This window comes from Kaistia sp. MMO-174 (assembly GCF_037147815.1).
Lineage (GTDB): Bacteria > Pseudomonadota > Alphaproteobacteria > Rhizobiales > Kaistiaceae > Kaistia > Kaistia nematophila.
The window spans coordinates 249,652-274,127 of the sequence record NZ_JBBCUO010000006.1; the positions used below are offsets into that span (position 1 = coordinate 249,652).

General features: G+C 64.3%; 27 protein-coding genes. 20 read left to right on the top strand and 7 right to left on the bottom strand.

The annotated features are described in order from the left end of the window. Window positions 1-8 precede the first annotated feature (8 nt). The 19 genes from WFK98_RS22195 to WFK98_RS27415 all read left to right on the top strand — a co-directional run bounded on the left by WFK98_RS22195 (window position 9) and on the right by WFK98_RS27415 (window position 15,851). Window positions 9-851, top strand: coding sequence for a hypothetical protein (locus tag WFK98_RS22195; protein ID WP_336801811.1), 843 nt, complete (start codon window positions 9-11; stop codon window positions 849-851). Continuing rightward, the gene (locus tag WFK98_RS22200) at window positions 851-1,492 is read left to right on the top strand and encodes a hypothetical protein (protein ID WP_336801812.1); all 642 of its coding nucleotides are present in this window, start codon (window positions 851-853) and stop codon (window positions 1,490-1,492) included. The genes WFK98_RS22195 and WFK98_RS22200 overlap by 1 nt, the downstream gene beginning before the upstream one ends. A 22-nt stretch (window positions 1,493-1,514) precedes the next feature. Beyond that, window positions 1,515-2,144 carry a DUF4376 domain-containing protein gene (locus WFK98_RS22205; protein WP_336801813.1) on the top strand — a complete coding sequence of 210 codons (630 nt, stop codon included), beginning with the start codon at window positions 1,515-1,517 and terminating at the stop codon, window positions 2,142-2,144. Between the two features lie 107 nt (window positions 2,145-2,251). After that, on the top strand, window positions 2,252-3,757 hold the full coding sequence (locus WFK98_RS22210) for a phage tail protein (protein ID WP_336801814.1): 1,506 nt from the start codon (window positions 2,252-2,254) through the stop codon (window positions 3,755-3,757). 68 nt (window positions 3,758-3,825) lie between these two features. Further along, entirely contained in the window at window positions 3,826-4,371 is a 546-nt protein-coding gene (locus tag WFK98_RS22215) for a phage major tail tube protein (RefSeq protein WP_336801815.1), read from the top strand. A 72-nt stretch (window positions 4,372-4,443) separates the two neighbouring features. Beyond that, a complete protein-coding gene (locus tag WFK98_RS22220) occupies window positions 4,444-4,821 on the top strand; it encodes a phage tail assembly protein (RefSeq protein ID WP_336801816.1) in 378 nt (125 codons plus the stop codon). Window positions 4,822-5,051: 230 nt separating this feature from the next. Further along, entirely contained in the window at window positions 5,052-7,472 is a 2,421-nt protein-coding gene (locus WFK98_RS22225) for a phage tail tape measure protein (protein WP_336801817.1), read from the top strand. Between the two features lie 11 nt (window positions 7,473-7,483). Next, a complete protein-coding gene (locus WFK98_RS22230; protein WP_336801818.1) occupies window positions 7,484-7,903 on the top strand; it encodes a phage tail protein in 420 nt (139 codons plus the stop codon). Continuing rightward, window positions 7,903-8,136, top strand: a complete 234-nt coding sequence (locus WFK98_RS22235) for a tail protein X (protein WP_336801819.1) — start codon at window positions 7,903-7,905, stop codon at window positions 8,134-8,136. Before WFK98_RS22230 ends, WFK98_RS22235 begins: the two co-directional genes overlap by 1 nt. Then, the gene (locus WFK98_RS22240) at window positions 8,136-9,236 is read left to right on the top strand and encodes a phage late control D family protein (protein WP_336801820.1); all 1,101 of its coding nucleotides are present in this window, start codon (window positions 8,136-8,138) and stop codon (window positions 9,234-9,236) included. Before WFK98_RS22235 ends, WFK98_RS22240 begins: the two co-directional genes overlap by 1 nt. A gap of 4 nt (window positions 9,237-9,240) precedes the next feature. Then, window positions 9,241-10,806, top strand: a complete 1,566-nt coding sequence (locus WFK98_RS22245) for an SGNH/GDSL hydrolase family protein (protein WP_336801821.1) — start codon at window positions 9,241-9,243, stop codon at window positions 10,804-10,806. Window positions 10,807-10,871: 65 nt separating this feature from the next. Further along, window positions 10,872-11,180 carry a septal ring lytic transglycosylase RlpA family protein gene (locus WFK98_RS22250; RefSeq protein WP_336801977.1) on the top strand — a complete coding sequence of 103 codons (309 nt, stop codon included), beginning with the start codon at window positions 10,872-10,874 and terminating at the stop codon, window positions 11,178-11,180. 38 nt (window positions 11,181-11,218) lie between these two features. Then, a complete protein-coding gene (locus WFK98_RS22255) occupies window positions 11,219-11,434 on the top strand; it encodes a DUF7940 domain-containing protein (protein WP_336801822.1) in 216 nt (71 codons plus the stop codon). After that, window positions 11,427-11,996: a lysozyme gene (locus WFK98_RS22260; protein WP_336801823.1), complete on the top strand. Its 570-nt coding sequence runs from the start codon at window positions 11,427-11,429 to the stop codon at window positions 11,994-11,996. Before WFK98_RS22255 ends, WFK98_RS22260 begins: the two co-directional genes overlap by 8 nt. After that, window positions 11,996-12,424, top strand: a complete 429-nt coding sequence (locus WFK98_RS22265) for a hypothetical protein (RefSeq protein ID WP_336801824.1) — start codon at window positions 11,996-11,998, stop codon at window positions 12,422-12,424. Before WFK98_RS22260 ends, WFK98_RS22265 begins: the two co-directional genes overlap by 1 nt. 111 nt (window positions 12,425-12,535) lie before the next feature. Then, complete coding sequence (locus WFK98_RS22270) at window positions 12,536-13,024, top strand: hypothetical protein (protein ID WP_336801825.1); 489 nt, start codon at window positions 12,536-12,538, stop codon at window positions 13,022-13,024. Further along, window positions 13,005-13,430: a hypothetical protein gene (locus WFK98_RS22275; RefSeq protein ID WP_336801826.1), complete on the top strand. Its 426-nt coding sequence runs from the start codon at window positions 13,005-13,007 to the stop codon at window positions 13,428-13,430. The genes WFK98_RS22270 and WFK98_RS22275 overlap by 20 nt, the downstream gene beginning before the upstream one ends. A gap of 267 nt (window positions 13,431-13,697) precedes the next feature. Next, window positions 13,698-14,963, top strand: coding sequence for a hemagglutinin repeat-containing protein (locus WFK98_RS22280; RefSeq protein WP_336801827.1), 1,266 nt, complete (start codon window positions 13,698-13,700; stop codon window positions 14,961-14,963). 516 nt (window positions 14,964-15,479) lie between these two features. Next, window positions 15,480-15,851, top strand: a complete 372-nt coding sequence (locus WFK98_RS27415; RefSeq protein ID WP_442907475.1) for a DUF1214 domain-containing protein — start codon at window positions 15,480-15,482, stop codon at window positions 15,849-15,851. Here the strand turns inward: WFK98_RS27415 and WFK98_RS22285 are convergent. The 6 genes from WFK98_RS22285 to WFK98_RS22310 form a co-directional block, all read right to left on the bottom strand. After that, a complete protein-coding gene (locus WFK98_RS22285; RefSeq protein WP_266340301.1) occupies window positions 15,786-16,622 on the bottom strand; it encodes a carbohydrate ABC transporter permease in 837 nt (278 codons plus the stop codon). The genes WFK98_RS27415 and WFK98_RS22285 overlap by 66 nt on opposite strands. Then, window positions 16,619-17,491 carry a carbohydrate ABC transporter permease gene (locus WFK98_RS22290; protein ID WP_266340302.1) on the bottom strand — a complete coding sequence of 291 codons (873 nt, stop codon included), beginning with the start codon at window positions 17,489-17,491 and terminating at the stop codon, window positions 16,619-16,621. Before WFK98_RS22290 ends, WFK98_RS22285 begins: the two co-directional genes overlap by 4 nt. Before the next feature lie 62 nt (window positions 17,492-17,553). Beyond that, entirely contained in the window at window positions 17,554-18,867 is a 1,314-nt protein-coding gene (locus WFK98_RS22295) for an ABC transporter substrate-binding protein (RefSeq protein WP_336801828.1), read from the bottom strand. A 119-nt stretch (window positions 18,868-18,986) separates the two neighbouring features. Then, window positions 18,987-19,739 carry an SDR family NAD(P)-dependent oxidoreductase gene (locus tag WFK98_RS22300; protein ID WP_336801829.1) on the bottom strand — a complete coding sequence of 251 codons (753 nt, stop codon included), beginning with the start codon at window positions 19,737-19,739 and terminating at the stop codon, window positions 18,987-18,989. Between the two features lie 3 nt (window positions 19,740-19,742). Then, window positions 19,743-20,771, bottom strand: coding sequence for a tagatose 1,6-diphosphate aldolase (locus WFK98_RS22305; RefSeq protein ID WP_266340305.1), 1,029 nt, complete (start codon window positions 20,769-20,771; stop codon window positions 19,743-19,745). Then, window positions 20,768-22,075, bottom strand: coding sequence for a hypothetical protein (locus tag WFK98_RS22310; protein WP_336801830.1), 1,308 nt, complete (start codon window positions 22,073-22,075; stop codon window positions 20,768-20,770). The genes WFK98_RS22305 and WFK98_RS22310 overlap by 4 nt, the downstream gene beginning before the upstream one ends. Window positions 22,076-22,236: 161 nt before the next feature. Between WFK98_RS22310 and WFK98_RS22315 the strand changes: the two genes are divergently transcribed. After that, a complete protein-coding gene (locus WFK98_RS22315; protein ID WP_266340350.1) occupies window positions 22,237-22,971 on the top strand; it encodes a DeoR/GlpR family DNA-binding transcription regulator in 735 nt (244 codons plus the stop codon). A 75-nt stretch (window positions 22,972-23,046) separates the two neighbouring features. On the opposite strand, the gene WFK98_RS22320 is transcribed toward WFK98_RS22315, so the two are convergent. Further along, the gene (locus WFK98_RS22320; protein ID WP_336801831.1) at window positions 23,047-23,808 is read right to left on the bottom strand and encodes an SDR family NAD(P)-dependent oxidoreductase; all 762 of its coding nucleotides are present in this window, start codon (window positions 23,806-23,808) and stop codon (window positions 23,047-23,049) included. Window positions 23,809-24,476 lie beyond the last annotated feature (668 nt).

The window sequence follows — 24,476 nt, forward strand, 5'->3', positions numbered from 1 at the left end:
AAGGAAGCATGCTCGACATTCGCACCGACAATCGGGAGTACCTGCTTCCGAACGCAGCAAACCGGATGAAGAGCGAGGATGTGCCTCGCCTAATCGCCTCGCTGCAGATGATCGACGCCGATATCGCGGCGATCATCACCGGCATGGTCGGGTTCGCGCCGAAGGACCATCAGCATGCCATTGCTGACATCATCGGCCTTGCTTCGGCGCTGTCGGGCAAAGCCGACTACATCCACACGCACAGCATTGGAAGCCTCGGCGGCGTCGATTTCTCTAGCGCCGCGAGTGGGCAGTTCATCAAGTACAACGGGAACCTCTGGATCCCGGCGAGCATCGTCGCGGCGGATATCTCGAACGCTACCACCATCGGCCGCGCCATCCTGTTGGCCGCCAATGCCGCCGTCGCACGCGACCTTGTCGTGCCGGACGGTACGCTCGCCTTCGCGAAGATTGCTGCCGCCGCACTCGCCGCTGCGGCTGACATCCGCGAGGCAAATGCCGGGAAGCTCCTGACGCCTGACGTCGTCCTCGCGGCGATGTCGTGGGTGCCGCTGGACGACGCGGCGACGATTGCCATCAACCACGCTGCCGGCGTCAACCGTGCCGTGACCATCGCCGGCAACCGTCTGTTCGGCGCGCCGACAAACGCCAAGCCCGGCTTCCCCTGGAACGTTCGCATCAAGCAGGACACCACCGGGTCCCGCATCCCCACATGGTCCGCCGACTTCGATTTCGGCGACTTCGGCACGCCGGTTCTCAGCACGCCGGCGGGCGCAGAGGATCTCTTGGCGTTCGTCTGCATCGCATCCGGGAAATTCGCCTTCATGGGTATGCGCCGGAGGGTCGACTGATGCTGCCAGGTTTGGCGCCTCTGATCTCCCCCCGGAAGGTCATCACTCCCTACTCGGTCACGCTGACGACAGGGTCGGGGAACTGGCCCCTGCCGGCAGATTTCAACGAGATCACGGTCGAGGGCTGGGGCGGCGGCGGCGCGGGCGGTGGCACCGTACAGGGCGGCACTGGCGGCACGACCACCTTCGGCCCTTGCACAGCCACCGGAGGGATCGGCGGCTCTATCGCCCAGGGCGCCAGCGGCATAAGCGCGGCGGGTGGCGCTGGCGGCACATCCACAGGAGGTGACGTAAATTATCCCGGAAATCCCGGCACGGACGGCCTGACATGGAACTACGCCGGAAGCGGCGGCGACGGCCCTGACGGCGGCGGCGTCGGCGCGGTCGGCAGAGTGCAGCCAGATCGAAACATCGCCGCATTGACGCCGACCACCCCTGGCGCGGGCGGCGCAGGCAAGTTCGATAGCAGCGGCTCGACTGCCTACAACGGCGGTGGAGGCGGCTCCGGGGCGAAGTTCAAGCGGGTCTTTCGGTACGGCGATCTGACCTCTGACCCCCCGTATTCGCTTGGGGCCGGCGGCACGAAAACCGGCAACGCATCTGCAGGCGCACGCGGAGAAATCCGGATCACAGTGAGCTAGGACGACAATGTATGCACGAAGGTTGAACTCGACCTGGACCGAATGGGACGGGAAGCCGCTGCCGATCGTCGGTGGCGATCCAGCGCTGAATTTCCATGTCCCGCCGCAATGGTCGGATGCCGAGAAGCGCGAGCGCTTCGGCCTGCACCTCGTTCGCGAGACCTCGGTGCCGGCAGGGAAGCGCATCATTTCCTACAGCCTGATCGACGAGGATGGTGAGCCTCGAAAGCTCGACGCGCTCGTGGATGTGGCGACCGATCCTCTCACGTTGGATGAAACGCGCGCAGCCAAATTCCTCGCGATCGTTGCGCAGACCGAGGCGCGGCTCGCCGCCGGCGCGCCGGTCGGCGGGCTGCATGTCGCGCTCGACGCGGATGCCCGGGCCGACATGGGCGCGGTGGCAACCACTGCGATTGCAGCCAGGGAGGGAGCCGTGCCGTGGCCGGAGGGCTACGCACGAGGTTTCATCACCATCGAGAACGTCCGCATCCCCATGCCTACGCCTGCCGAGGGCCTGGCCGTCGCAGCCGTCGTCGGGGACCACTATGCCGCCCTGCGGCAGCACAGCCGCGACCTGAAGGATCTCGTCGAGGCTGCCGAGACGATCGCCGACGTCGATGCGATCGACGAGAAGGCCGGCTGGCCCGGCTGACGAGACTGCGATCTCGCCGGTTCACCCGGCGCTCCACCCAGGCCGCCCTTTGAGGCGGCTTTTTCTTTGCCCTCAACGCGGCGGATGCCGCTTCCAAGGAGACCGCGATGAGCGATCCGACTTTTGGACTTTCCATCTCGACGCTCGACACCGAGCCCCGCCCGGGGCTGCGGTCGAATATGAGCATCGCCGGCCTGGTGGTAACGGCGCCGGCGGCCGACGACACGATTTTCCCGCTGGATACGCCGATCACCTTTTTCTCGGATGACGCGGCGATGCTCGCGGCTCTCGGCAAAGAGGGCAACGCCTACAGCGCGCTCGCGGCCATCAATGAGCAGCTGTCCGAGTTCGAGGTCGCCGCTCAGGTCGTGCTGGTGCGCGTCGAACAGGGCGCGACCGTCAAGGAGACGATCGCCAACCTCCGCGGCGACATCAACGCCAAGACCGGCATGTTCGCGCTGCTCGACGCTCCGCACGTCCTCGGCGTCACCCCGCGCATCGTGGCGATCCCCGGCTACACCTCGCAGGCGATCAACCAGGTCGCGGCGGCGATCGCCGTTACGTCGCCCGGCAGCGCCTATGTCACGGCGCCGACCGTCACCTTCAGCGGCGGCGGCTCTGATCCCGGCAAGGTGCTTCCGACCGGTCACGCGGTTCTCGGCACGGGCGCGGACGCCGGCAAGGTCGTCCAGGTCGTCGTTGACACGCGCGGCAAGAACCTCACCGTCGCGCCGACGATCGCCTTCGCCGGCGGCTCCGGCAACGGCGCGGCGGCGACGGCGACGCTCGACAGTGCCACCAATGCCATCTGCGCGAGCATGCCGGCCCTCCTCGATCAGCTCTTGGCCGTGGGCGTCGTCGACGGCCCCGCGTCGTCGATGAACGCCGCCGTCATCTGGCGGGCATCGCTGTCCTCGAAGCGCCTGATCGCCGTCGATCCCGCCTACAAGCGGATCAACGACGAGGGCGACATCGTGACGGTGCCCAAGTCGCCCTATGTCGTCGGGCAGCTCATTGCCAATGATCATGAGCATGGAGGTTTGCCGTCGCACTCGGCCGCCAACCGCGCCGTGCGCGGTATCGTCGGTACCAGCCGTCCAATTGCCTTCTCGCTCCTGGATGGCGCCACTGAAGGCCAGACGCTGCTCTCGCACAATATCGGCGTGACGGTGCGCGGCGAGAACACGGACGGCGCCATCGCTGACGGCGGCTTCGTGCTGATCGCGACCGACACCTGCGCGCCCGATACCTTGTGGCGCTTCTACAATCAGGTGCGGATGCGCGACTACATCCATCTGATCTTCATCAAGACCCTCAGGCAGTACCTGGGCAAGTACAACATCACCGGTCAGACGCTTCAGGCGGTGATCAACACGATGAACTTCGCCCTACGCGATCTGAAGGCGCAGCAGGCCATCCTCGACTACAAGCCGGTCAATTTCGACCGCGACATGAACTCGCCCGAGCAGCTGCGTCTCGGCCGGTTCACCCTGGACGTGAAGTTCGAGGAGCCGGCACCGCTCGTCTACCTCGGGATCCAGTCGGCCCGTTACCGGCCGGCGCTCGACATCCTGCTCTCGGATCTTCAGTCGCAGCTCTCGTCGGCCGCGTAACCGCTACTGCCGGCCGCCGACCGGCTGCCGGCTTTCCCCCTCTCACTCCTTGATGGAGACGACCGCCCATGTCGACGAACACCGTCTACGTGATGGAGGCCGCGAACTTGTTCTGCGGCGATCACGACCCCGAGAATTCGAAGCACCTCACCCTCGACGAGATCACGCTGCCCAACCTGCAGGCGATGTATCAGGACCACCATCCCGGCGGATCGTTCGTCGCCATGGAGTTCGAGGTCGGCATCCAGAAGCTCACATCGAGCTTCAAGCTGAAGGGCTGGGATCCGGAGCTGCTGAAGCAGTTCGGCCTCGGGACCCCGCTCAAGCGCGTCTACACCGTCTACGGCGCCGTGCGCGACAAGCGGTCTGGCAATGCCGTGCAGGCCAAGGCGATCATGGAAGCGCGACTTGGCCAGGCGAACGCCGACGCCTTCCAGCGCGGCAACCTGATGGGCTTCGGCTATTCGCTGAACGAGATCTCGCATTACGAGCTTCACTTCGGCAGCGAAGAGATCCTGTTCTGGGACTTCTTCACGAACGTCCTCCGCGTTGGCGGCGAGGACCAGAACGCCCAGATCAACAACATCCTGCACATCCCCGGCGTCTCGTCCTAACGGGCCGCCCAACAAGTCAGCCAGGCCGCCGGATCAACCGGCGGCCATTTTGCCTTTTGAAGGATCCTCCCCATGTCCAACGAACCCGTTCCGACCGGCCAGCCCGCTGGTGCGCCGGCGGCCGCCGTCTACGACAACGAGGCGGCGCGCTTTGAGGTTGTGCCGCTCGAATGGCCCGTCACCATTAACGGCGTCCGCTTCGAGCGGATCGTCGTTCGCCGCATGACGGTCAACGACATCGCCACCTTCATCGAGAACGCGGCGAAGTCGCCCGACCAGATCACGCGGTTTCCGATGTACGACGTTCCCGATGAAGTGCTCGGCCTGCTCGATGCCGATGACGGCGAGCGCATCGAGGAAGTCTCACAGCGTTTTTTGCCCCGCCGCTTCCGGGCCGCAAAGGCGTCGCAGCCAATCCCTTCGGATGGCGCCGTCTCTCCGCAACCGTAATGCACGCGATGCCCGGCATCACCCTGGCCGAAGTCAGGGCGATGGACTGGCATGAGCTCATCGCCTGGTGGGGCGAGGCCCGATTGATCATCGAGGGGCCTGGAAAGGAATAGGACATGGCCGGATCATCGACGGTCGCCGAGCTCATTGTCCGACTGAAGGACGAGGCCTCGAAGCAGGCGGCCAGCGTCGCCACGGCGATCGAGCAGATCGGCAAGGCCGAGGGCGGTGTGCAGTCCGCCAAGATGAAGGCGCTGACCGACGAGCTGAACAAAGCTCAGGCGGCCGCGCGCAACGTCGCCGTTTTCCGGGATGCGCAAGAGAAGCTCAAGCTTACCCGCCGCCAGTTCAACGAGGCGAAAACCGCCGTAGAGCAGGCCGCGAAGACGCTGGCATCCGCCGGCGAAGAGGCGTCGACGAAGATGCGCACCGCGCTCACCAGGGCGCAGCGCGAGGTCCGGAACACAGCGACCGCATACCAGACGGCCGCATCCAAGGCCAAAGAGGCCTATGCCGGCATAGGTGGATCGATCGACAATGTAATCGGCGCCGAGGCGAGGCTGCGAGGTTCGATCGAGCAGACAACGGCCGCCATCAGGCAGCAGCAGGCCGCCGAGCGCGAGCAGGCGGGGCTCGCCGGCCGCCGGCGGTTCAATCGCGAGGTTGCCGGCGTCATCGGCAGCGCAGGTGCGATCTATCTCGGCCAGAAGACCAACGAGGCCGTCCGCTCCTCCGCTGAGACTTATAAGGAGTTCGACGACACCCGCCGCCTGCAGAAGGCGATCCTCGGCCTGACGCCGGAACAGCAGCGGCCGTTCCTCGACCAAGCGTTCCACATGGGCGCAACGACGCGTTTCAATGACCTGCAGGTCATGGAGGCGCAGACCAGCCTTGCGCAGCGCGGCGTGAAGCGGGATTTCATCATCCCCTTCGTTGGCGAGGCGGCGAACTATGCCGGAGCCATGGGCACAGACCTGCCCGAGGCCGTGAAGACGCTCGAAGGCATCATCTTCGGCACCGGCAAGCATATCGAGGACGCCGGCGAGGCCATGGCAACCATGCGCCGGGTCGTCGACCAGTCCGTGAAGCTCGCCAAGATCGGCGGCCTCGATGACGACGACATCAAGGACTTCTTCAAATTCGGCGCGATGCCGGGATCCACCGCCGGGCTCTCCGACGAGACCATGGGCGCCATCGCGGCGCTGATGAAGCGCGCCAACATCCCGGGCGCCGAGGCTGGCGTCGCCATGCGGACCGCATCGGCTAAGCTCGTCTCCCCGACGAAGAAAGGCATCGATGCGCTCTACTCGATGGGGATCGACTACTCCGACTTTGCCAAGGGCGGACCGATCGATGCCGGCAGCGCCGAGAAGGCGTTCCGGGGGAATTTCGGCAAGAGCTTGACCCCAGAAGGACGGGCCGCGCTCGCCGCCGCTCTCGAAGATGGCGATGTGATGGGAGATCAGGGCGCCTTCGTTGAGGCGTTCACGGCCGCCGCGTCGGGCAGCTTCGAGAAGAAGAAGGACGGCTCCCTCCGAGCCTCGGATGCCAACAAAATCGCCAAGTTCGCCCAGACCTATTGGAAGAACTCGGTCGAGAGTGTCGACACCGAGGGGTTGCTCCGCGCGATCATGGCGGCCAACCCGACGCTCGCGCAGCTGAACGCGTTCTTCACCGACAAGCATGGCGGCAAGTTCTCCAAGGCATTCGGCAGCCCGGAGATGTTCGAGGACTATCGCAAGCTGCTCGCCACCGCGCCTGAGAACTTCGCCGGATCGATCAGCGATGAGCGACAGGGTGGCTTCTCCGGCGCGGCCGATCGGCTCTCGGGCTCCATCAAGAACCTTGAGACGGCAATCGGCAGAGCGTTCGACGCCAATGGCGAAGGAGGCGTTCTCACCACGGTCACCGACCTGACCGCCAAGACGGTCCAGCACCTTTCGGAAATCAACCCGAACCTGCTGGCGTTCGGTGGCGCTCTCGGGGCGATCGGCAGCAAGGTGGCCGAGTTCACAGCAGCCTGGAACTTGACCAGCACGCTGCTCGAGTTCCGGGCGTCGACGGCTCTGTCGGCCTCGGCGGCCGAGCTGACGGCTGCCGCAGGAGCTCTCACGCGGGCGGCGGGTGCGCAGGCCGGTGGGGCTGCGGTTGGCGGCGTTGGCGGCAAGGGCGGTTTCCTGTCCAACCTGCTGGGCGGCATCAGCACTGCCACGATCCTCGGAACGCTCTACTACGCGGGCTCGACCGGCATCGATGCAGGTATGGACGCCTTGCCGCACCCCGACTATCCGCAGGGCTACGACCCCAAGACCTACGACTTCAGCACCTTGGGCACGCTGAAGCGTCTTTGGAACGACATGCCTCCGCTCGTCGGCCGCCGCGAAGGGGCTGGCGCTGGTGTCGACGGATCCGCGCTTGATGAGACCAAGGGCAAGGCCGAGGCGGCAGGCGTCGCCGTCGACGCCCTCAACACGACGGTTCGCCCGACCGTCGACACGACATCGCTTGACGAGGCGCTGGGCAAGCTAGCGGCGCTGAGCCGAGGGCTGGGCGGTCTGAGTTCTGCCGCGTCGCGCGTCTCCTCAGGCGTCGACCAGAAACTTCGCGCGATCCATGCCGACACCGGTGTGACGGGCGTCGGTCATCAATAGGAGGGCGCCCTTTGCTGGCAATCTTGGGAGGCGTGGTCTTCGAGATCGCGCCGGTCAATCTCACGGCGATGGATCGGAGCACCGAAGCTCGGTATGCCGAAAAACCGATCCTCGGCCGCCGCCCGGCGCTGGAATTCATCGGCGACGGGGCCGAGACGTTTGGCCTGACCGTGAAGATCCTTCCGTATGAGTTCGGAGGGCTCGACGGGCTGACCAACCTGGCGGCCATGCGCCAGAGCGGGATCGCTCAGTATTTCATGCGCGGCGATGGCGTACCCATGGGTTGGTTCGTCGTCGAGAAGGTCGGAGAAAAATCGTCCTACCTGGGCGCCCAAGGCGTCGGCCGGGTGATCGATGTCGACATCGCGATCAAGCGTGCCGACGCCCCGACCGGATCGGACTTCTTCGCGTCGATCATGGGGATGCTGTGATGGCCACCACTTTCGAGGAAGTGAAGGTCGCCGGTGAGTTCATCACCATCGATCTCCTCGTCTGGCGCCGCTTCAAGCGTCGCGCAGACGGGATCGTCGACCGGATCCTGATGGCAAATCCCGAACTCGCGACGGCCGGCGCCTACCTGCCGGTCGGAACGATCGTGAAGATCCCGATCGACGCGCCGACGCCTGGCGCCGTGCAGGTCGAAGCAATACGGCTGTGGAGCTGATGACCCAGACTTTCTGCGTGATCACCATCGACGGGCAAGACGTCTCGTCCAACGTCCTGCCTCGCCTTCTCAATCTCTCCGTCGTCGACAAGGCCGGGTCTAGTTCTGACACCTGCTCGATCGAGCTGGACGACACCGGCGGCGTTCTGCTGCTGCCGCGAACCGGCGCGGCGATCGAGGTTTCGCTCGGCGCCGCTGGCGTCTCGACCGTCTTCACCGGGACGGTCGACGAGGTGCAGAGCCAAGGCTCTGGATCCGGCATCACCCTGACGGTCTCAGCCAAGGGCTTCGACAGCCAGAGCAAGGCGAAGCAGCCGCAGCGGAAGCATTGGGACGAGAAGTCGCTCGGCGACGTCTTGAGCGAGGCCGGGCAGCTTGCGGGCATCGGCGATGTGCAGGTCGCCGGAGCGCTTGCATCCCTCACGCGCAGGTATTGGGCGATGCAGAACGAGAGCTTCCTGCACTTTGGCGAGCGGATCGCGCGCGAGGTTGGCGGAACGTTCAAGATCGCCGGCAGCCGGGCAATCCTCGCAGAGCGGAACGGCGGCACTTCGGCGTCCGGAGCGGCGTTGCCGGCAGTCGTCGCGGCCTGGGGCGACAATCTGATCTCCTGGGACATCTCTCCTGTTCTAGGCCGCCCGCGCTTCAAGGAAGCCCGGGTTCGGCACTACGACGCCAAGGCCGGAAAATACGTCTACGAGACCGAGCAGGTCGAGGATCCGGATGCGAAGGCGATCCTGACCGACCGCTTTGACGCGGCCGATGCCGACCAGGCGAAGGCAAAAGCCAAGGCGCACAAGACGAGCGCAGACCGCGAGAAGGGCGGCGGCACGATCGTCATGAACGGGACAACGACGCCCCAGCCGGAGGCAACCGTCACCCTCGTCGGAGCCCGGCCCGGTATCGACGGCACCTACCGGATCGAGACCGTCACCCATCAATTTGACGGTAACGGCTGGACGACGCGGCTTGAGGTCAAGCAGCCACAGGGCAGCGCCGGCAAGGACCGACGCGAAAGCACGACGCCGGCGGCGGTGTCGAGCTCGAGTTCGGGCAGCGTCCGCGAGGCGGGCCAAGTTCCAAATTCCAACGTGGGATAACCCAATGGCAACCAGCGAATACCAGGTCACCGACCTGGCGGGGTCGTTCGTCGCAGGCATGAGGGTGCCCGACAGCGGCGTCCTCAGCCTGTCGCACGAGCAGGCGAGCTATCCGCTCATCCTCGGCCAGATCGTTCTCGTCGGCTCGCCGGCGGCGGCCATCCCAAGCCCCGCCTACCTGCGGACCGACCTTATCGGGGCGAAGCGCAACGGCATTGAGCGAGCCATCAGCGTTGACACCATCCTGAACGCCTCGGCCTTCGCGCGAGCCGGGCTGCTGATCGCGGCGGTCGGCACCAGCTTCGAGGATGGCGCCAGCCGCGATACGCCGCCGCCGGCCACAAACCCGACGCGCGCCTTTTACAACGATGGCTGGCTGTCGTGGCTGCGGATCCTCACCAATCAGCGCGTCAATCTGCCGGCCGAATACGTGCTCGGCGCGTCGGGGACGTCGTGGAATACGCCCGACACCGGCATTACGGCCCAGGTCGACGCCGTGTGCCGTCTCTATCCGAAGCCGACCTATTGCATTGTCGGCGGCGTGCCGAACGACATCGGCGCTCGCTCCTTTGCCGATATCCGGACGGACTGGACGGCGGGCATCGAGAAGCTGATCGCGAACGGCATCACCCCGGTGACCGTGACGACGCTGCCGCGCGGAAGCGCATCGCTGTCGGCGGCCCAGCTCGGCGTGCTGTTGCAGATGAACCGACACATCGTCGACTACAGCCGCCTGCGCGGGATAGATGTCATCGACGCATGGCGCCTCATGGCCGATCAGGCATCGACCTCGTCCAATGCGCTCGCCGGGATGATCAAGACCTCGGACAACCTGCATCCTTCGACGATCGGGGCCTTCCAGTGGGGCAAGGCAGCAGCCGCCGTCTTCAACCGTATCCTGAGCGATCGCTGGGACCACTTCCTTGCGGCTGCGGACATCTTCAGCGCGACGACGAACAAGACCGGCAATCTGCTGTTCTCCGGCTCGGCCAACTACGGCCTTATGGCGGGAACCGGTGGATCGCAGACCGCGTCGACGGGCCTGACCCATTCCGGCTCGCTGGCCGCCGGCGTCACCGCCGTGCGCTCTGGCTCTTCCACCTGCGCCTGGACGCACGCCAAGGAGAACCCGCGCACCGATGCGGGCCGGAGCTCTGGCGAACGGCAGGTCGAGACGATCGCGGCGAACTCCGGCGGCGGTGCTGATGAGGTCTACAATCTTCGGTTCTCCCCGGCCTTCGCGAACTTCTCGCCGGGCGACGTCGTCGAGGCCATGTGCTCGATCGAGGTTCACCAGGCCCCGGCGCGCGCGACGGCACTAGAGCTCTACCTGCTGGAGACGCGGCCGGCCAACTCCTACACCGCGATCGACGGCGCGCTGCAGTCCTCGCTGTCCGGCTTCCTGCCGGCCGAGACATGGTCCGGCGTGCTTCGCGCGCCGCCCATCCGGATCGAGGACGACGCCACGGCCGTCGCGCTCAACATCCGGGCCCGGCTCGACGCCTCGGCGGCGGCCGCCAGCATCGGCTTCAAGGTGGGCGACGTGTCCCTCCGCAAGCTCGCTGCCTGATCGCAGCCGCACCACTCCCTGAGAAATCCAGACCCATGCTCAGAACTCTGGCCATCGCCGGGGCGATGTCGATCGTCCCGGTTTGGGCGCTCGCCGACCAGGTCGGTCATGCCTCTTGGTACGGCGCGGAAAGCGGCAATCGCACCGCCAACGGCGAGCGCTTCCATCCCGGTGGCATGACGGCGGCGCATCGGACCCTGCCATTCGGAACGCGCGTCCGGGTCACGGTCATCTCGACCGGGCGCTCGTGCGCGGTCCGCATTAACGATCGCGGCCCCTTCATTCGGGGCCGCGTCATCGATCTCGCCCATGGCGCCGCGCGCGCCTGCGGGATCTCGGGCGTCGCTCGCGTGCGCCTGACCATCCTTCGCTGAGCCCTCGGCGAACATTTCCCACCAACCGGAGAAAATCCATGCTGCTCCCGAACTGGCGCGCAATCCTCGCGCGCGCCTGGAGCTTCAGGCTGATCGTGGCGATCGCTCTGCTCCAAGGTCTCGACTACGCCATGCCGTATGTCGGGATGTCGCTCCCGCTTCCCGAAGGCTGGCTGACGCCGGTGACGATCGTCATCGCGGTGCTGGCCGCGTTCTCCCGGCTCGTCCCGCAGAGGGGGCTCTCCGATGGCTAAGCTCACCGCGACGAAGCGAGGCAAGTCCGCGATTGCTGCTGTGATTGCCGCCGCCGTCGGCGGGATGGTGGTGATGTCCAGCACGGTCGTCCCTGACGATGTGGCGCTCGCCGCCCAGTATCTCAACGGCCCATGGGAGGGCCGGGAGTTGCGGGCCTATCCCGATCCGGCCACCGGCGGCGCGCCGTGGACCATCTGCGACGGCGACACCAAAGGCGTGAAGCCCGGCATGGTCGAAACGCCGGCAGGCTGCGACAGGCGCCTCGTGCGCCGCATGGAGGAGTTCCGGGCGCAGCTCGTCGCCTGCATCCCTGGCTTCGACAAGAAGCCTCTCTCCTGGCGGGCGATGATGAATTCGCTCTCCTACAACATCGGCACCGGCGCCGCTTGCCGGTCGACGGCGGCTCGGCTCGGCATCGCGGGACGCTTCGTCGAGAGCTGCAACGCTGCGACCGCGTTCAACAAAGCCAATGGCCGCGTCTTCGTCGGCCTCGTCAATCGCCGCGAGATGGGCGATGCCCGCCGCATCGGCGAGGGCGAGCTCTGCGTGTCGGGTCTGTGATGGGCATTCCCTCTGTTTTTGGCCTGAAGGGAATAGCAGCCGCGCTGGTGATCGGCGCGGTCATCGGCGCCTATGCCGGCTATCGCGTGACCAACACCTTCGACGAGGCCAAGGCCCTACGGAAGGAGCGCGACGACCTGAAGAATGAGGTCGAGGCGCGCAACGAGACCATCGCCCGCAACGCTCGGCTGACCGCCGGCGTCAACGACATCGCGATCCGCGTGAACCGCGCGATTGCTCAACTGCGAGAGGCGGACCCCGATGACACCGAACCAGCTTCGGGCAATCCCTGCAGCACTTACTCTGATGCTGATTTTGAGCGGGTGCAGCAGCGGATCCGGCGGGCGGCCGGCGCCGGCCTTGCCCTCTATCCCTCCGCTGGCTCCGGAAATCTCGGAGCCGGCGGCGCCGCCAAAGCCCAGCCGTGACATGCCGACCATGGCGAACCGCGCGATTGACGCCTATGGCGTCTGCACGATCAAGCATGCGGGGGCGGTCGCCGCCTATCGCAGCGTCGAGCTCGAGCTGGGGGCCCGGCGATGATCATCCTTCGGCGCATCGCGACCGGCATCACCAGCCACATGCCGTCCAGGGCATCCGAATGGACCCTCGCGGCAATCCTCCTGAATTGGGGGCTCAACGTGGCGATGACGCCGGGCTACCTGGACCGCGAATACTGGACGACGCTTCGCGACCTGCTGCCGAGCGAGCCCTTCTCGCCGGTCGTCTTCTGGGGCGGCGGCGCCATCGTTGTCGCCGCGCTCAGGCTGCTCGCTCTGGTCATCAACGGGACGTTCGCGACCACCGCATGGTCTCGCTATTCACCTCATGTGCGAATGCTGATGGCGACGTTCTCATGCTTCTTCTGGATGACCCAAGTCCTTAGCGTCTGGACGGCCGAGCAGTTCTGGACTGGGCTGTCGGCGTCGGCGTTCCTGCTGCTTCTGGATTTCTACAACATCGCTCGGACCTCGACCGACGCACGCCACTCCGACGAGGCCCATCGCAATGGCATTGCAGGCACCTGATCCTTCTTCTCTCCCTCCTCAGGTGCAGCTCTTCGCATACATCGGGGCAGGCGTGGCGGCCGTCTTCCTCTCGATCTACGGCTACTTCTTCAAGGGCCGAAAGAGCGCCACCGAGGACTTCGTGATTGCCGGCGCAGATCTGGCCGATGCCAAGCCGCTCCGCGATCTGGCAGCGAGCGCCCAAGGCCTGTTGGCGCTGTCGGAACGATCGGCCGTGGCCCAGGAGCGATCAGCCGCCGCGCACGAGAGGATTGCCGGCGCGGCCGAAGCCATTCGTGAGCTTTTCGAGCGCGAGGCTGATGAGGAGGAGCGACTTCGCGTCATCCGGGACGAGGTTGCGCAGGAGTTCGCCCGTCACCCGCGCGCGCCGGGCCACCGGCAGAGAAAGCCCTCACCGCACCGTTAGGATTGGACGCGCCCCGCGCGCCCTACGACGCCCCCATGGGGCTCCTCCCTAAGGCAACTTGCCCCCTCCCAGGCTCCGGCCTGGGAGGGGGCTTTTTGTCGTTTCTGGGTCCCGCTATGCCGGTTCAGGTCCCGGCGAGGATCCAAGTCGCGCACCTTGATGGGGCGCGCCCGATGTCGAGCGCTTGATCGGGACCGGGCCGTGAGCGATCCTATTCGTGACGCATCCCTCTTTCAGAGGGTGATGATCTCGGGGGGGGGAGAGCCTATGAAGATCACGGAGATATTTACGCCGTTCGATACGCCTACCGTGACATATGTGGAGCGCGGCGAACACAAGTTCGAAGCCCGGCTCAGGGATGCCTATGACATTCCTAAGATGGTGCTTTCCCTATCTGGACCGTCAAAGTCTGGCAAAACCGTCTTGGTCAAGAAGGTTGTTCCGGAAGAAAATATCATAACTATTTCGGGCGCCAGCTTGTCGACAGCGGATGACTTGTGGATCAAAGCTCTGCGCTGGATGGATGTTCCTTCGACAACCGCGAAGTCAACCGAGCAGGCAAGTTCGAAGTCATTGAGCGGATCGGTCAATAGCGGCGTCTCGTTCCTTGCGAAGGCTGAAGTCACCGCCGGGGGCGAGCTCGCAAAATCAACTGGATCTAGCGAGGTTTCTACCTACGAATACGTTTCGATGGAAGACGTCGCCCGGGAAATTGCGGGAAGCGATTATGTGGTCTTCATCGACGACTTCCACTATATCAGACCCGAACTGCGCAGCGATGTCGGCCGGCAAATCAAGGCTGCTGCCGAAGCCGGCATAAGGATATTCACCGCGTCGGTACCGCATCGGTCGGACGACGTCGTGAGAAGCAATCCCGAACTTCGTGGAAGAGTAGTAGCCCTCGATCTGCCCTACTGGTCGGAACACGAACTCTCGCAGATTGCGGAGAAAGGCTTCGCTGAACTGAAGGTCAGTTTGGGCGACGGAATATACCGCCGCCTGGCAGCTGAAGCGTTTGGATCCCCTCAACTGATGCAAAGCATATGCCTGAGCCTTTGCCAGGTATTGGGCTATAGGAGCCCACTGACCGAATTAATGACCCTCAATGATCTTCCCGATGGTGCGTTCAACGACGCGATGCTGGCGACCTCTTCATTTGCTGACTTCTCGAAGTTGGTGTCGGCTCTTCACATCGGCGCCAAGACACGAGGAACAGAGAGGAAGATCCACTCATTCAGCGACGCCACCAAAGGCGACGTGTACAGAGCGGTTTTGCTCGCGATTACATTGGAGCCGGCGTCGCTTTCACTGCCTTACGACGAAATTCTCTCGCGCGTGAAAGGCATCTGCATAGGCGACGCCCCAGTGGGATCCAGCATCAATTCTTCTCTCGAACAGATGGTAGCTATCGGAGAAGACATATCGCCTGGAACCAACCCGATTGCCTGGGATGGTGATCGGCTCGACATCACCGACCCCTATTTCCTTTTCTATCTCCGCAACTCTGACAAGCTGAGCTTGCTCGCGAGGTAGAGACCAGTCCGACAGCAGCGGGCGGCCGCTTACGCCGCCCAATGTCCGAACGAAATTGGCTGGGGGGATCGGTGTGTACGGCCCTCCGCTACCAACACCCCTCCATGCGAGTTCGCCGGCGTCCAGGACGCGGCGAAATCCGTCGATCTCCCGCCATTTGTCGTCCCGTGCAGGGTTTGGCTGTCGCCGTGCAGCCAGGCGGCCGACAGGGTATCGGGCAGGGTAGCGAGGCATTCGCGAAGCGTTTGATGTCCTGCGGCGGAGGCGATGGCGCTTACGGATGCTGCGCGCAGGAACGCCAAGTCTGCCGAAAGAGGCTTCAAACTCCACGATTCCTGCCGGCTCTATGCGCTGGTTCGCCCCGATGGGTCAAACTCCGGCGCCTTAACTACAGATTTCAGGGTAAGGCCAAGACCCTCTCCATCGGCGCATAGCTGATGGCGAAGGAAGGCCGCTGACGGGCAACGATCGTCATGCGCTGCTCTTCGGGAAGGACAAGCTGCTGCGGGCCGCGTTCTGGTCGATCCCCATGCGCGACATGGACGGCTCCAGGCGCCCAATGTCATCAACCGCTTCGGCATCGGCGGTTACGACAAGCTGACCCTCGACGAGGACGGCCCGCTCGGCAGGCCGGTACAGGCCGCATCGCCAGGCGCGGACAAGGAGGCGAACTGGCTTCCGGCGCCCAAGGGACGGTCCAGCCCAGCATGCGGATCTGTTCGCCGCGCGTCAGCGACAATCGCTACGTCCTGCATTTCGCCAAGGACGAGATACCGCCGGTTCTCGGCTGCTGGCCGCTGTCCCGGTCAATCGTCTGCAGGGCTATTCTTTGACCGCGCCTTGGGTGAGCCCGTCGATGATATGACGCTGAAACAGGAGGACCAATAGCACCAGCGGGATGGTCACGACGATCGACGCGGCGGCAATGTCGCCCCAGGGAATGTAGTGCAGGTTGGTGAAGTTCGCGATTCCGACCGGCACAGTCTGATGGTCGATGTTCGACGTGAAGGCGAGCGCGAACATGAACTCGTTCCAGGCGGCGATGAAGGCCAGCAGGCCAGTCGTCACCAGGCTTGGCGCCGATATGGGCAGGATGATGCGCCAGAAGAGACCGAAGGAGGAACAGCCGTCCATCCGCGCCGCCTCGTCAATCTCACGCGGCAGCGTGTCGAAGTAGCCGAACATGACCCACGTAACGAGGGGGACTCCAAGCGCCACATAGGTAATGGCGAGGCCGGCATATGTATCGAGAAGCGAGAATTCGGAAGCGATGAGATAGAGAGGGCCCACGATCGCGATCTGCGGGAACATGGACACCGAAAGGATCGTCGCCAGAATGCCGAACCGACCGCTTATGTCGAGCCGCGACAGCGAAAAGCCGGCAAGTGCCCCCACCGCGAGGCAGAAAAAGGTGGTGAGACCGGCAACAATGAGAGAGTTGCGCAAATAGAGCTGGAAGCTCTTCTCGACGAAGATGTTGAAGTAGTGGTCGAGTGTCAGTGGCGACGGAATGAAGGACGGGGTAGCCGCTGTCAATTCGACATCGTTCTGGAATGAGGTGGAAAGCTGCCAGAGGAAGGGAGCCGCCGACCAGAACAGGATTAGGAAGCCGCCGAGATAGATGAGGGCCACCTGCAGACGAGTGCGTTCGTAAATCATCTCGGCATCCGCATCTTGCGCATGATGAAGAATCCGAAGCCGATCGCGATCAGCATTTCGGTGATGAACATCGCCGTAGCCATGGCCGAGCCATAGCCAAACTGCAGCGCCGAGAAGAGCGTCTTGTAGGACAGGGTCGACAGAGTCTCCGTCGCATCTGCCGGACCGCCCCCCGTGAGCACGTAGACAAGATCGAAGACCCGGAAGGCGTCCAGCGCTCTGAACATCCCTGCAATCAACAGGGTCGGCATGAGAAGGGGCAGCCGCACATGGAAGAAGGTAGCGACGGCGCCGGCGCCATCCATGCGAGCCGCCTCAATCAGCGATTTTGGGATCGTCTGCAAGCCTGCCATCAGCAGAAGCGCCATGAAGGGCGCCGTCTTCCAGACGTCGGCAATGATGATCGTCGTCATCGCATGGTCAACCGAGCCGTACCAATTGATGTTTTCGGCGATGAGGCCCGTGCTGCGCAGCACCCAATTCACGACGCCATACTGGCCATCGAACAGCCAGCCGAACATCTTGGACGTCACGACGGTCGGCATCGCCCACGGTACGAGCATCGCGGCGCGCACCAGCGAGCGACCGGCGAAACGCTCGACGAGCAACAGGGCCATGATGAGGCCGAGAGCGGTTTCGGCCAGCGTGGAGACGAAGGTGAAATAGACGGTGTGCTGCCAGGCATTCCAGAAGAGTTCGTCGCCGAGCAGCTGCGCGTAGTTCTCGATGCCGACGAAATCGTTTTCCTGCGTCACCAGCGAGGTGTTGGTGAACGATAGCCGAATGCCGTTCAAGATCGGATAGAGCGATACCGTCCCAAGCGATACGGCGATCGGCAGCAGGAAGAGCCAGGGGGTGAGGCGCGGCATGTACCGGCCGATTCCCCGAAGGGAACCGGCCGGCGTCGCGGCAGGGAGGGTCCGCGCTGTCATTACTTCGAGACGATCGCGTCGATCTTCTTGCTCGCCGCTTCCAACTCTTCCTTGACCTTGCCGGTGACGAGGGCGCGGGAGATGCCGGACTGCGCGGCAAGTGAGACCTGCGGATATTTCGGTGTCTTGGGACGCGGCGTGGCGCCGGTGAATACCGGCTTGAGGGACTGCATGAAGGGTTGCTCCTTGCCCAGGGTCGCGTCGTCGAATACGGCGGGTCGGGTCGGGGCGATGCCCATCTTGAGCGCGAAGCGCAGCTGCGTCTCCGGCGACGCCATCCAGGTCAGAAATTCGACGGCGGCCTCACGCTGCTTCGTATTGGCATTGATGCCATACTGGTAGCCGCCGAGGCAGCCTGCGCTTTTTCCGCCGGGGAAATGCGGCAGCGGGGCGACGCCCACCTTGCCGGCGACCTTGGAGGCCTTTTCGTCCTGAGCCAGCACATAGACATAGGACCAATTGCGCAGGAAGGCCGCTTCGCCCCCGGTGAAGGGTGCGCGCGACGGTTCCTCATCCCATGACAGGACGTCAGCCGGGCTGATCTTGTATTTGTTGATCGTGTCGTGAAGAAACTGGATCGCCTCGACGGCCTTGTCCGAGCCGAGCGTCGCAGAGCGCCCGTCGGCCGACAGGATCGACGCATTGTTGGAGGCGAGCACCGAGACGGCGTCGCACACCAGCACCTCTGCCTGCTTGCCCTGCCACAGGAAGCCGAATTTGGTCTTCTTGTCTGCCTGAAGCTTCATGGCCGCGGCGACCATGTCGGCCCAGGTCTCGGGCACCTTGGCGCCGATCTCGTCCAGCAGGTCCTTTCGGTAGAACAGCATCCCCGAATCGATACCCCAGGGCAGCGCCGTCAACTTGTTGTCATAGGTGCAGGCGTCGATCGTACCGTCGAAGAACTGGCCCTTCACGGAACCGAAATATTCGTCGAGGGGCAACGCCCAGCCGGCCGCGGCAAACTCGGCGATCCAGATGACGTCCTGCGTAAAGACATCCGGTGAACCGTTCTTGCGCGCGAGCTGCTGCACCAGGCTCTGATGCACCTCGGTCGAGGAACTTGGCGGCGGAAGCTCGATATATTTGACGAAGATCCTGCTCTGCGACTCGTTGAAGGTGTCGACGACGTTCCCGATCGTCTCGGTCCCCTGGAACTTGGCACTGGCAAAACTGATTTCGACGCGGTCGGCAGCGCGCGCAAAGCGTGGCATTCCGATCGCAGCGGTACCCGCGGCAAGACCTGCCCCCATCATAAACTGGCGACGGGCGATACCGCGGCTCCCTCCAGAGGAGGTCTTCGTTATCTTGGTCATTCCTCTCTCCCTGCTATGCCGACGATCCTTCGCCGGCTGTTTTTTGCATTATGCTCGCCGCGCTCCTCCGCGAGTCAAGCATAAAGACGCAAAATTATGCAAATATACGCTATGCGTGCCTAGAAGGCCCCGAGACCTCCGTTGATCTCCATGATCTCTCCGGCGATGAAGCCGGCCGCTGGCGAAGCCAGATAGAGCACGGCGCCAGCCACATCGGCCGGTGTTCCCTCGCGCCGCACCGGCGTGCGGTCGACCGTCGCCTTGCGGCCCTCCGGCGTCGAGAACCGATCATGGAACTGCGTGCCGATCAGGCCTGGCGCAACGCCATTGACGCGGATTCCATCGGGGCCGACTTCTTTTGCGAGCGCCCGGACGAATGTGGTCACGCCCCCCTTGGAGGCCGCGTAGTGGGAGGCTCCCATGCCGCCGCCATCATGAGCGGCGAGCGAACTCATCAATACGATCGCACCCGACTTGGCCTCGGTCATCTGCGGCAGCACCGCGCGCGCGAGCAGGAAGGCGCTGGTGAGATTGACGGCGAGTGCGTCATTCCAAAGCGAGATCGGGCAATCGATGACCTTGCTTCGCTTCAGCAGGCCGCCCGCATTGGCGACGGCAATGTCGATGCGGCCGAAAGCGGCGTTGGTACGGGTGACGGCGTCGGCGACGGCCGCCTCGTCGGTCGCATCCGCCGGCACGGCGAGCACGCGCGCTGCGCCATGGATGCCGACGATCTCCGCAGCGGCGTCGCCGCTTGAGACATAGGTGAATGCGACGCGCGCGCCCGCCTCGACGAACGCCTCGACGATTCCCCGGCCTATGCCGGAGGCGCCGCCGGTGACGAGCACCGTCTTTCCTGCGAAATCCGGCACGCCTCAGCCCTCCTGCCAGCTGGAGTACCAACCGTCGGGGAAGGTGGCGGCGAGTTGGTCGCCGGTGACGGCCGGCAGATAGGGACGCCCGTGGCGGCGTGTGACCTCGGTAAGTTCGGCCAGGCGCGCGGCCGCCTCGTGCGCCGCGATCGAGCGGGCCGCGGGATCACGGGTCGAGACGGCGTCCTGCCAGATCGAGCGGCCGCCCAGGAACCCGGATGCGCCGGCATCGCAGGCGACCTCGACCTGCGTGCGAAACTCCTCATAGCCGACGCCTGCGGAGAGGATCACCCAAGGTTGGGCCATGCCGTCGTTGAGGCGCTGGCAGGCCTTGGCGGCGGCCCGCCGTCCCTCTGGCGTCGAGACGTCGCCTGGAAACTCGACTTTCAGCATGTCTGCGCCGAATTCCGCGGCGATATGGGCGGATTCGATGATCCCTTCGACGCGGCGCTCGAGCCAGGCCGTGCTCTTGGTGTCCTCACCCGGCAACGCATACCAGATGGGCTCGACCACAAATGGTATCGACTGCTCCGCGCACTCGACGACAAGGTCGCGGACAACCTGTCGCTGCGCTTCGGCGGTCTTCGCATCGGAACGATAGAACCACAGCAGCTTCACCATATCCGCGCCGAGCAACTTGATCTTGCGCGTGGTCCAGTGATTGCGGAATCGCGTGCGCCGCTCGCCGTCGACCGTGTCGAAACCCTCGCCCTCGATCGACGAAATGAGGCCGACCGAGCCGGGCAAGGCACGGGACGCGATGACCTGCGCCAAGCTGAACTGCGCCTCCAGCAGAAAGGCGCTGGCCACTGGCGCGACCGCGCGCACGAGCTCCAGTTTTGCGTCCACCGCCTGCTGGTAGCTGACCTTGGAACGGTCGTCGGCCAGGAGGTCCTTGAAAGAGATCAGATGATCGAGCGCCAGCACGACGAAGAATCCATCGGCCGTGCTGATACGCTGCAGCCCCCGCATCTTGCCGGGATCGAGCGAGGGTATGGAGCCCTGGAGGCGGGAAGGGACAGGCGACGTCAAGTGCTTAGCTCCTTGATGGGATGGTCCGGGAATGAATCGTCGTTCAGGCCGCTGCCGAGCGGCTGGGAAAGCACCAACATCGTCCCCGCGAGGAAGGTGTCGCCCAGCCCGATCGTGCTGGCCGGACGCCGAAGCCACGGCGCGGGGCAGGCAATGGTGTGGAAGTCTTCGGCAGCAGCGCCAAAATCGGGCAATCGGGAGAAGACGGCCTCGTCCGCCACGGCTGCGGGCAGCACTGGCTGGCCGGCCGCGGCTCGTGCGCCGGCCAACAGGCAGCCAGTGAGCAGGGCCAGCTCTTCCCGCTTCGGATCCCCCGCCGTCACCGCCAGCGCGAAATCGTCGGCGTGAATGCACAAGCGCGAAAGGCCGTGGCGACGAGCAAAGCCGGCGAGCGCCACCGACTCGACGGGTTGCCCACCACCGATCACCTTCCATTCGGAGAGGCTCATGCCGACCGAAGTCGCGATGCCCGAGAGAGCCTCGAGGATCCGCATCGGCAGATGTGGACGGGGACCGTAGTCGGCGAGTTCGATGTGAACGAGCCCGAGCCCGGCCGAACGCCAGCTTCGGGCAAGGCCGGCAACGCGAGCCAGCACCGTGGGGAGAATGGCATCGGGCGTTGAGACGAGGCTCGACAGAGCGGCGGCGCCGCAATCCGCCGCCATCATCGCGCTGAGGACGGCGAAGTCGGGGTCGTTTTCCGGCGCGTCGTCAACGAGACGCACGATAACGCGGGTTGAGCGCTGCACGGTCTCGCCGGCTATTTCGGCGCCAGCCGTCGATTCGAAGATCCAGTGACGGGCCTTCGCATGGCCGGGGTCTGGCGCAACCTCGGCAAGGCGGCGCGGGCCTCCGCGCTCCGCGACGAGAATGTCGCCGGAGAGAACGTCGATCTGGGCGGGGCTTCGGTCGGCGAGCGCGAGCAATACCGGCGCGCCGAGCAGGGCGAGGGCCTTGGCGAGCTGGGCCGAGGTGCCGCCGGCGCCTGTGCTGTGCGCCAGGTTGGCCGCGAGCCACGCATCGCCAGAGGGCCAGTCGATGAGATATTCGCCGCCCGTCCCGGAGCGCAACCGCGCCACCAGTTCGCCGGCAAGCCGCACAGCCGGTTCCGGCGCATCCGGCGAGAAGAGCGCCGCCGCATCATCGAGGCGCACATAGGCATCCACGAAAGCCGAATAACCTGCCAGCACCGGTCGGGCCGACGCGGCAAGAGCCGGCACGCTGGCCAGCAGCGAAGCGTAGCGGCGGCGCCAGTCCCGATCGTGGTCCCTCGGGCCCACGCTATCCAATTCCGAGGCATCCATGGTCGGCTCAATGCATGTTTATATTCTTGTTTGCGGTATTTTGCTGTTTTATGACGAGACAGTGGTGTCGTCAAGCGAGTTCCGCTAGCATGGCCAAAAAATGGAGTTACAACATGCCAAGACGACCGGCCGCAGTTCTGCCGCTCAGTCGGCGTACGGAAATGACGCGACTTGTATCCGAGCGGGGTAGCGCTTCCGTGCCCGAGCTTGCTGATTTGTTTCGTGTCTCGACCGACACAATCCGCCGCGATCTCGATGCGCTCGCTGATGATGGGGCCGTCCTGCGCACCCATGGCGGGGCCGTGCGCGCGGATACCAGCAAGATCGTTCCCGTCGCGGACCGAATCATCGCGCAGGCTGACGCGAAAACCCGCATCGCTGCGGCGGCGGCCGCGTTGGTCGACAGCGGTGAGACGCTCATGGTGAATGGCGGCTCGACCACACTGGCCTTCGCCAAGATGCTACCGCCCGATCGCTCGCTCGGCCTCATCACCAATTCGGTCTCGATTCTCGATCAAGTCGATACGACTGCCTTCACCAACGTCTATGCGATCGGCGGTGAACTCCTCAGCATATCCGGCGTGATGATCGGTCCCGTCGTGTTTCCGCATTCTGATCGCATTCACGTAGATACCGCCGTCATCGGTGTCAGGGCGGTGCATCCCACGCGGGGCATCTCAACCGCAACGGTAGCGGAAGCCGCGATGATTTCCGACATGATGCGCGCCGCGCGCCGCACCATCGTCGTTGCCGATTCCACGAAGTTTTGGCAAAGCGCGTTCGCGACCATCGCGCCGCTGTCGGACATTCACATACTGGTCACCGACGAAGCGCCGCCGGCACCGCTTGTCGAGGCGCTCGATAAGGCCGGTGTGCAGGTGATCATCGCTCGCTGAACGTGGCCTCAAGCGCGCCGGTCCGGGCCGGGCGCGCCTCGGAACGCCGCCCCTCGGCGGCTTTCGCCGTTGCCCTCAGACCCAGCCGCCGTCGACGACGTAGGATTGGTTGGTGCAGGCGGAGGCGTCGTCGGAGGCGAAAAAAAGTACGGGACGCGCAATGTCTTCGACCTGCAGCTTGCGCTTTAGGCATTGGCCCTGCATCAGGTCGGCTTCGCCTTCGGGCGTGAGGTAGAGACTCACCTGCCGCTCCGTCATGATCCATCCCGGCACGACAGAGCAGACGCGGATATTGAACGGGCCAAGATCGCGAGCGAGCGCACGAGTGAGGCCGACTACCGCAGATTTTGCGGAGGTGTAGGCGGGCATGCCGCCGCGGGACTGCATCCAGGAGTTAGAGCCGATATTGATGATGGCGCCCTGGCCGGCGGCCTTCATGTCCTCCATCACCGCCTGGGCCGCGAAGAACTGATGGCGCAGATTGACCGCGTAACGCTGGTCCCAATATTCGGGCGTCACATCCTCGATGGCGTGGCGCGCGTCATGGGCGGCATTGTTTATCAGGATTGTCAGGGGGCCGAGCGATGCCCGTACCCGCCCGATGGCCGCCCGTAGCGCTGCGATGTCAGTGAGATCGCACGGCTCGAAGTGCACGGTTCCCTCGGTGGCCAAGCTTGCAACGAGCCTGGTGGAGCTATCGACGTCGACGTCCAGGAACCCGACCCTGGAGCCTTGGGCAACGAAATGCCTTACGATGGACGCTCCAATCCCCCCTCCGCCGCCCGTGACAAGGACGTTCCGACCTCTCAAGCTCGGATACACCGCACCTGTGCTCATGCTTCAGTCCTTCACGTTGCGACCGGAGTGGATTGGAAACGCGAACCTTGCCTGTCGAGTCTGCGCCGTTTCTCTTTTAAGAGCGGTTTCGCTGAAATAGGCAATCAGGCAATCGCATATTTCTCAGTTTATATGCCAGTTTATGCGTCAAATTGCATTTTTGTGAACGAGTTCTGTGTCGCGTCGACCCGTGCGGTGCGCCGCGGCTGGAACGGCGCAATACTCCTCCCCCGGCAACCGTGCGAGCGCCTGGCCGCCTCTGAAAAAACATGAGGCCAATGTGAATCATCGGCTATGCCTAGCGAATCTGCTGCATATAACTTGTGACTCTTCGCCCGAAGGCGAAATTCTTACTATATTTCCAATATATATTAAAGAATAGCCCGAAATTTTCGATGAAATCTAGCGACAACTTCATACTATTGACGTAAGTGTCGCTAAATCTGCCAGGCGACATCTACTTCAAGGTGGGATGGATTGGCGCTATCGGAGTCTCGGCCGAGAATACCGTTCTGACCGGCGATTTCACCAGGGGCTGCTACGCTTGGGATTTTTCGTTGTCGAGAACCGCCGTCGGCGCTTCATGAGGGGCCGACCGGCTTCATGACCGCGTTGGCATTCGAGCTCGGCGTAGTCCTCCTTGCGATTGCGGCGGGCCGAGCGCCCCG

Excerpts from the sequence above, each read along its gene's own strand:
- WFK98_RS22285 (WP_266340301.1), bottom strand. The coding sequence starts at position 16,622 with ATGATTTACGAACGCACTCGTCTGCAGGTGGCCCTCATCTATCTCGGC.
- WFK98_RS22245 (WP_336801821.1), top strand. The coding sequence starts at position 9,241 with ATGGCAACCAGCGAATACCAGGTCACCGACCTGGCGGGGTCGTTCGTC.
- WFK98_RS22280 (WP_336801827.1), top strand. The coding sequence starts at position 13,698 with ATGAAGATCACGGAGATATTTACGCCGTTCGATACGCCTACCGTGACA.
- WFK98_RS22290 (WP_266340302.1), bottom strand. The coding sequence starts at position 17,491 with ATGCCGCGCCTCACCCCCTGGCTCTTCCTGCTGCCGATCGCCGTATCG.
- WFK98_RS22310 (WP_336801830.1), bottom strand. The coding sequence starts at position 22,075 with ATGGATGCCTCGGAATTGGATAGCGTGGGCCCGAGGGACCACGATCGG.
- WFK98_RS22270 (WP_336801825.1), top strand. The coding sequence starts at position 12,536 with ATGATCATCCTTCGGCGCATCGCGACCGGCATCACCAGCCACATGCCG.
- WFK98_RS22295 (WP_336801828.1), bottom strand. The coding sequence starts at position 18,867 with ATGACCAAGATAACGAAGACCTCCTCTGGAGGGAGCCGCGGTATCGCC.
- WFK98_RS22215 (WP_336801815.1), top strand. The coding sequence starts at position 3,826 with ATGTCGACGAACACCGTCTACGTGATGGAGGCCGCGAACTTGTTCTGC.
- WFK98_RS22200 (WP_336801812.1), top strand. The coding sequence starts at position 851 with ATGCTGCCAGGTTTGGCGCCTCTGATCTCCCCCCGGAAGGTCATCACT.
- WFK98_RS22220 (WP_336801816.1), top strand. The coding sequence starts at position 4,444 with ATGTCCAACGAACCCGTTCCGACCGGCCAGCCCGCTGGTGCGCCGGCG.
- WFK98_RS22265 (WP_336801824.1), top strand. The coding sequence starts at position 11,996 with ATGGGCATTCCCTCTGTTTTTGGCCTGAAGGGAATAGCAGCCGCGCTG.
- WFK98_RS22260 (WP_336801823.1), top strand. The coding sequence starts at position 11,427 with ATGGCTAAGCTCACCGCGACGAAGCGAGGCAAGTCCGCGATTGCTGCT.
- WFK98_RS22315 (WP_266340350.1), top strand. The coding sequence starts at position 22,237 with ATGACGCGACTTGTATCCGAGCGGGGTAGCGCTTCCGTGCCCGAGCTT.
- WFK98_RS22275 (WP_336801826.1), top strand. The coding sequence starts at position 13,005 with ATGGCATTGCAGGCACCTGATCCTTCTTCTCTCCCTCCTCAGGTGCAG.
- WFK98_RS22250 (WP_336801977.1), top strand. The coding sequence starts at position 10,872 with ATGTCGATCGTCCCGGTTTGGGCGCTCGCCGACCAGGTCGGTCATGCC.
- WFK98_RS22255 (WP_336801822.1), top strand. The coding sequence starts at position 11,219 with ATGCTGCTCCCGAACTGGCGCGCAATCCTCGCGCGCGCCTGGAGCTTC.
- WFK98_RS22195 (WP_336801811.1), top strand. The coding sequence starts at position 9 with ATGCTCGACATTCGCACCGACAATCGGGAGTACCTGCTTCCGAACGCA.
- WFK98_RS22320 (WP_336801831.1), bottom strand. The coding sequence starts at position 23,808 with ATGAGCACAGGTGCGGTGTATCCGAGCTTGAGAGGTCGGAACGTCCTT.
- WFK98_RS22240 (WP_336801820.1), top strand. The coding sequence starts at position 8,136 with ATGACCCAGACTTTCTGCGTGATCACCATCGACGGGCAAGACGTCTCG.
- WFK98_RS22210 (WP_336801814.1), top strand. The coding sequence starts at position 2,252 with ATGAGCGATCCGACTTTTGGACTTTCCATCTCGACGCTCGACACCGAG.
- WFK98_RS22235 (WP_336801819.1), top strand. The coding sequence starts at position 7,903 with ATGGCCACCACTTTCGAGGAAGTGAAGGTCGCCGGTGAGTTCATCACC.